General features: G+C 56.2%; 6 protein-coding genes. 3 read left to right on the top strand and 3 right to left on the bottom strand.

All coding sequences use genetic code 11. From position 1 onward, the window contains the following. Positions 1-607: 1-acyl-sn-glycerol-3-phosphate acyltransferase (locus IOB61_RS14500; protein ID WP_290818204.1), on the top strand; the 607-nt coding region annotated here is incomplete at its 5' end. Here IOB61_RS14500 and IOB61_RS14495 read toward each other — a convergent pair. From IOB61_RS14495 to IOB61_RS14485, 3 genes are all read right to left on the bottom strand, one after another. Next, the gene (locus tag IOB61_RS14495) at positions 604-2,421 is read right to left on the bottom strand and encodes an AMP-binding protein (RefSeq protein WP_290818201.1); all 1,818 of its coding nucleotides are present in this window, start codon (positions 2,419-2,421) and stop codon (positions 604-606) included. The two genes, IOB61_RS14500 and IOB61_RS14495, sit on opposite strands and share 4 nt — an antisense overlap. Before the next feature lie 107 nt (positions 2,422-2,528). Further along, entirely contained in the window at positions 2,529-2,894 is a 366-nt protein-coding gene (locus IOB61_RS14490; RefSeq protein ID WP_290818199.1) for a hypothetical protein, read from the bottom strand. 98 nt (positions 2,895-2,992) lie between these two features. Then, positions 2,993-4,120: a beta-ketoacyl-ACP synthase III gene (locus IOB61_RS14485; RefSeq protein ID WP_367272862.1), complete on the bottom strand. Its 1,128-nt coding sequence runs from the start codon at positions 4,118-4,120 to the stop codon at positions 2,993-2,995. A 226-nt stretch (positions 4,121-4,346) separates the two neighbouring features. On the opposite strand from IOB61_RS14485, the gene IOB61_RS14480 reads away from it, so the two are divergent. After that, positions 4,347-4,934, top strand: coding sequence for a glutathione S-transferase family protein (locus IOB61_RS14480; RefSeq protein WP_290818194.1), 588 nt, complete (start codon positions 4,347-4,349; stop codon positions 4,932-4,934). 102 nt (positions 4,935-5,036) lie between these two features. Beyond that, a partial coding sequence (locus tag IOB61_RS14475) for an acyl-CoA carboxylase subunit beta (RefSeq protein ID WP_290818191.1) occupies positions 5,037-6,126 on the top strand: 1,090 nt, incomplete at its 3' end.

Below are 6,126 nucleotides of genomic sequence, written 5' to 3'. Positions count from 1 at the left end.
CCAGATATTTGATCCATCCACCCATAAGCCCGCGCCGTTTCGCGGCATTTTGCCCGAGATTTGGCGCTATATCTGCGCACTTTATCTCAAGCTCAGTGGTTGGCGTTTGCAGGGCGATTGGCCTGACCTTCAAAAAGCGGTGATTCTGGCTGCCCCCCACACGTCCAATTGGGACGGTATCCTGATGCTGGCCACAGCAGGCCAATATCGCATCACTTTGCGCTTTATGGGCAAGAAAAGCCTGACCGAAGGCCCCTTTGGCGGCATTGTGAAGTGGCTCGGCTGTGTGCCCGTTGATCGGTCTACCAGCAATGGCTTGGTGACCAGTATGACGACGGCTTTTGCCAATGCGCGCGACTTGTTTCTGGCCATTCCCCCTGAAGCGACCCGCGCAAGGGCTGAGGAATGGAAGAAGGGCTATTATTTGATCGCCCAAGCTGCAGTTGTGCCAATCGTGTTTGCAGTCATGGACTTTGCAACCAAGACAGTGCGCATCAGCGGCTCGCTCAAACCTACGGGCGATTATGAAGCCGATTGGGCCTTAATCCGCAGCCATTATGAGCGCGCGGTGGGCAAGCATCCGGCCAATTTTGCTTTGCCCGCCTAAAGATCGATTCGTTCTAGGGCAGGGCCTGATTGATACAGGGCTTGCACCGCACTGGCGCGACAGGCGCGGCATGCCCCTTGGTTCAGATAGCCCTTATCGGTGATCTCTCCATCTTCAAGGCTGGGTGGGGAGGTCAAAAGGATCAGGCGGGTGACGCGCCGTGTTGCGGGCTGGCCTGCCCCGGCTTTTTCCAGCGCCGCCTTAGCCTGCGCGCGGACTTTTTCATGCCAAACCAAACTGTCGAGATCGTCTTCAAGGCCGGCAAGTGTGCGGGCCTTGGCCAGATTGATAAAAGCCAAAGCGCCCAATTCTTCTTGGCCTTCGCCACAAATGACCGCATCGCTGAACAGGCCGTCTGAGGCTTGAACGAGGGCCGGGCGCACAAGCCCTGCGGGAACAAAACTGCCATTGGCAAGCTTAAATTCCTCAGACAAGCGGCCATCAAAGGCAAGGCCTGCCTCAGGCCGATCGGGGTCGACAAAGCGCAAGGCATCGCCCAACTTATAAAAGCCCTCTTCATCATAAGCTTCAGCGGTCTTCTCCGGCGCGTTCAAATAGCCCGGCGTAATGCCTGGCCCCTTCACGCGGGCTTCAAGCTTGGTGCCCTGTGGCACCAGCTTGAGCGTCAGACCCGGCACAGGCAGGCCGACAAGACCCATAACTTCATTGGGCCAATGGACATTACAGACGGTCGGGGCCGTCTCAGTCGCGCCATAGCCTGCTGCCAAGGTGATTTCTTCCCCGGTTTGCCGCACGGCAACCTGCTGTAAGCGGCGATAGACATCCTGGGTCAAAGCCGCCCCGCCATATTGCATGATGCGCAAATTGGAAAAGAGCGCCTCTGCGAGTTCCTCATCCTGTTCCAACGCGCTTGCCAACAGCGTCCAGCCTAAGGGCACAGTGATGTGGTAGTTGGGCTTTACATGTTTTAACGTGGCAATGGTTGCTGAAAGCCCCTCAGCGGTCGGGGTGCCGGGGTCGATCCACAGGCTACCGCCAGCATGCAACAACATGTGCAGGACCGCATTGCCGCCTAAGGAATGGCTCCAAGGCAAATGATTGGCCATCATGATGCCATCGGGCCACATCTCGGCTTCACGCGCCGCGTCGAAGGTGGAGCGTATTTGCGCCGCATTGGTCGCAAGATTGGCATGGGTGACGGTAACGGCCTTGGGCGAACCCGTGGAGCCCGACGTTAGAAGATATTTGCACGCATCACGCGGATCGATTGTTGCAAGGTCTGGCGCATCCTGCGGGTCGGCAAAAAGCTGATCAAGCGAGATTTCGCCCGTTGTTCCAAACCCGTCCCCCGGCGAGATAACGGGCACGCCAATTTCTTCTGCCCATAAAGCGGGTTTGGCGAAGGCCAGGCCCTCCATAAAGACCGCCGCTGCCCCCAAGGTCTTAAGCGCTTCATGCAAGCGGCGGGGGTCGCGCGCTTTGGTTGAATAGGCTGGCGTGATGGCCGCCACAGCAAGGCCAGCCAAAGGGGCTGCATAGGTCAAAAGCGCGTGGCTGATGGAATTAGATGAGGCGATGGCAATGATACTGCCGCGCGGAAACCGGCCATAAAGCCCTGCGGCGAGCGATTGTACCAAGGTCCAACCGTCCCGGTAATTGAGGTGTCGCCAAGCCCCTGCCTCAAAGCCCGCGAGCCACAGCCTGCGCGGTGCCTCTTCGGCCCAATGCGCTAAAGGGGCCACTACATTGGCAAAGGCCGGTCGCAAAGGATGGGGGTTGGTCAAAAGGAGGCTGCCGTCGGCTTGACGGGTGAGATCAATTTTAACGGGAGAGATGTAAGGAGCAGCACGCATAGGCGATAAATAGCCGAGGCCGTTTCACTTTGCACCTAGGCGTGACTGTAGCCTAAGCGCCTCGTGATCACGGGCAGGCAAGCGTGCGCGTAAAGTTTGAAACGCCTTTATCCGTTGCCGCCGCGCAGAATGCGCATTTTTGGCTTTGGCTTTTCTAAGGGCTCAACCCGGAATGGCTTGGTCTTGACGTCCGGGGAGACCCAGCCGCCCGGCGGTTCTAACCAGCGCCCACCTTCCTGATTGGCAAGCGATCGACTGCGCGGCGGCACGGGCGTAATCACCATATAGCTGCGTGTCTTTGGGCTTGTCGAAAAGTTGGGTTCAAAGAAGTGCTTGTCTGGTGGGGTCGAAGGCGGTGGAACCATTTCCCGCTCAATCGTGACGTCGGGTACCACCGCAGCGACTTCTTTCTCCTTCGCCTCGGTTGGTGCCGAGGAGCCGAAACCGGCGGCTAGCAATGCAAAGACCCACATGTCGCAAATCCCCAATGCGCATTTACAATCAGGGATAGGTTGCAGGCAGACTCACGAAAGTCGAGTGAAACCTTTGTAACGTTGCAGGCCGTAAGCCGTCAGGCCACCTTGCGGACAAAAACCGAGCCCGCTGAATATCCAGCACCAAACGAGCAAATCAGGCCCGTGTCGCCGGCACCCAGATCATCGCTATTCTTGTGGAAGGCAATGATCGAGCCCGCAGAAGAGGTATTGGCATACGTATCTAACACGGTGGGGCTTTCATCTTCGCTGGCCTCATGGCCCAAAACCTTGCCCGCAATCAGGCGATTCATATTGGCATTGGCTTGGTGCAACCACATCCGGCGCAGGCTTGTGGCCTCAAGGCCCAAAGTTTCCATATGCTCGATAATCATGGCCGCTACCATGGGCACCACTTCCTTGAAGACTTTACGGCCTTCTTGGACAAAGAGCTTGTCTTTTGCGCCCACACCTTCAGGTGCCGTGTGGTTCAAAAAGCCAAAATTATTGCGGATATTGTTGGAGAATTGGGTTTTGAGCTTGGTGCCCAAAATCTCCCAATGCGGCTTGTCGCCCACCACATCGGCGGCTTCAATCAGGATGGCAGTACCCACATCGCCAAAGATAAAATGGCTGTCGCGATCTTTAAAGTTCAAATGGCCCGAGCAAATCTCTGGATTGACCACCAGTACGCTGCGCGCGTGCCCTGCGCGCACAAAGTCAGCTGCCGTCTGAATGCCAAAGGTGGCCGAAGAACAAGCCACATTCATGTCAAAGGCAAAGCCTTCGGGATTACAGCCAAGGGCTGCTTGAATTTCAATCGCCATGGCAGGATAGGCGCGCTGCATATTGGAAGCCGCACAAATCACCGCATCAACATCCATCGGGTCGCGGCCGGCGCGTTCCAGCGCTTGGCGGGCCGCCCGTACGGCGAGCTCAGCCAGAATCGACAATTCCTCATTTGGCCGCTCTGGAATGCGTGGGGCCATGATGTTGGGGTCTAAAATGCCATCCTTATTGACGACAAAGCGGGCTTTGATGCCCGAGGCTTTCTCAATGAACTCCACCGAAGAGGGGGTTAGAGCTGCCACGTCACCCGCTTCAATCGCTGCGGCATGCTGGGCATTATAAAGCTCGACATAGCGGTTAAAGCTATCGACCAATTCCTCATTGGTGATGGAATGGGGTGGCGTGTAAAGGCCGGTTGCGGAGATAACTGGTTTGATTTCAGCGCTCACGAACAATCTTTCCTTAGCTGGTTTCGGTGTGTCGCGACGATTTAGGGACACAAAAGTGGCTTAGCCATAGACCGTGTTACCTAACCCGTCGAGGCCCTCAGGGCAGAACCCGTCTCTAGCAGTCTTTAGGCGGACTCTTGAGACAATCTATTGTGAAGCTGTGCTAGGCGGGCAGAATGAGGACGCCAGATAGAGGCCAAAAAAGGGGAAAGACATGGAAATTTATGGCGATGATCGGTCGGGCAATTGCTTGAAGGTGCGCTGGACGGCAGAGCATTTGAACCTACCTTTTGTCTGGCATGAGGTGCTGGCGCTAACAGGGCAGACAGCAAGCCCAGAATTTCGCGCCCTCAATCCGTTTGGCCAAGTACCGGTGGTGCGCTTTAAGGATGGCCGCACCCTTGCCCAATCCAATGCCATCATCCTTTATCTGGCAGAAGGCTCAAGCCTGATCCCAACCGATGGCTTTGACCGCGCGAAACTATTTGAGTGGCTGTTTTGGGAACAATATAGCCATGAAGTGGTGATCGCGGTGCGGCGCGCGAAAGTCCATCTCCTTGGCCAAACTGAAGCTGAAATTGACCCAAGCCTCCTGCCGCGGGGACAAGTCATTTTGACGAGGATGAACGAGCATTTGGCCGAACAGGATTGGTTTGTCGGCCCCTCCTTCACCTTAGCTGATATGGCGCTGTTACCCTATACGCGCTTTGCCGATCAGGGTGGGTTTGAGCTTCATCGCTATCCAGCCATTCAAGCCTGGATCCGGCGCTGTGAAGCCTTTTTGGGTTTGCCCGCGCTATAGTGCTTGCCGCTGCGAAAACTTGTCAGCGCGGCTTTGTCCCGCTAACCCACTTTCAACACCGCCTGCGCTGCCCACAGCGTAACTCATTTCAGGGACAGACCCATGCAAGATATTCTTCAAGCGCTGGAAGCGAAACGTGCCAAAGCCCGTGCCGGAGGCGGCCAAAGACGGGTGGATGCGCAACATGCTAAGGGCAAGCTGACCGCGCGGGAGCGGATTGAAATCTTGCTGGATGAAGGCAGCTTTGAAGAATTCGACATGTTTGTGGAGCATCGCTGCACGGAATTCGGCATGGATGCGCAGAAGTTTCCAGGCGATGGCGTGATCACGGGCCAAGGCACGATCAATGGCCGTCTGGTCTATTTGTTCTCAAAAGACTTCACCGTCTTTGGCGGCTCCTTGTCGCTGACCCATGCGGCCAAGATCGTCAAAGTCCAGCAAATGGCGGCCCGCAATGGCGCACCCGTCATCGGTCTGTTCGATGCGGGTGGGGCACGCATTCAAGAAGGCGTTGATTCTCTGGCAGGCTATGCCGACATCTTCATGGAAAACGTTATGTCTTCCGGCGTGATCCCGCAAATCAGCGTCATCATGGGCCCGTGCGCGGGGGGCGACGTCTATTCGCCTGCTTTGACCGATTTCATCTTCATGGTGAAAGACACCAGCTATATGTTTGTGACCGGGCCTGATGTGGTCAAAACCGTCACCAATGAAGTCGTTACGGCCGAGGAATTGGGTGGGGCGAGTGTGCATGGTGCGAAGTCTGGCGTGATCGACGGCAGCTTTGACAATGACTTCGACACCTTGTTCCAAATGCGCCGTTTGGTCGATTTCTTGCCGCTCTCAAACCGCGAAAAGCCGCCCACGCGGCCAACCCATGACGATCCAGAGCGGGTGGAAATGAGCTTGGACAGTCTGATCCCAGCCAATCCGAACAAGCCCTATGACATGAAGGAATTGATCGAGAAGGTCGTCGATGAAGGCGATTATTTCGAGATCGCCAAAGACTTTGGCAAAAACATCATCACGGCCTTTGCCCGCATCGAAGGCTCTACGGTCGGTGTGGTTGCCAACCAGCCCATGAGCTTGGCCGGCGTTTTGGATATCGATTCCAGCCGCAAGGCCGCCCGCTTTGTGCGCTTCTGTGATTGCTTCAATATCCCCATCGTGACCTTTGTCGACGTACCGGGCT

The sequence above is a fragment of the Aquidulcibacter sp. genome (assembly GCF_020253525.1).
Taxonomy (GTDB): Bacteria; Pseudomonadota; Alphaproteobacteria; order Caulobacterales; family Aquidulcibacteraceae; genus Aquidulcibacter.
The sequence above is the reverse complement of the archived record's forward strand: the minus strand, read 5'-3'. Positions and strand labels throughout refer to the sequence as shown.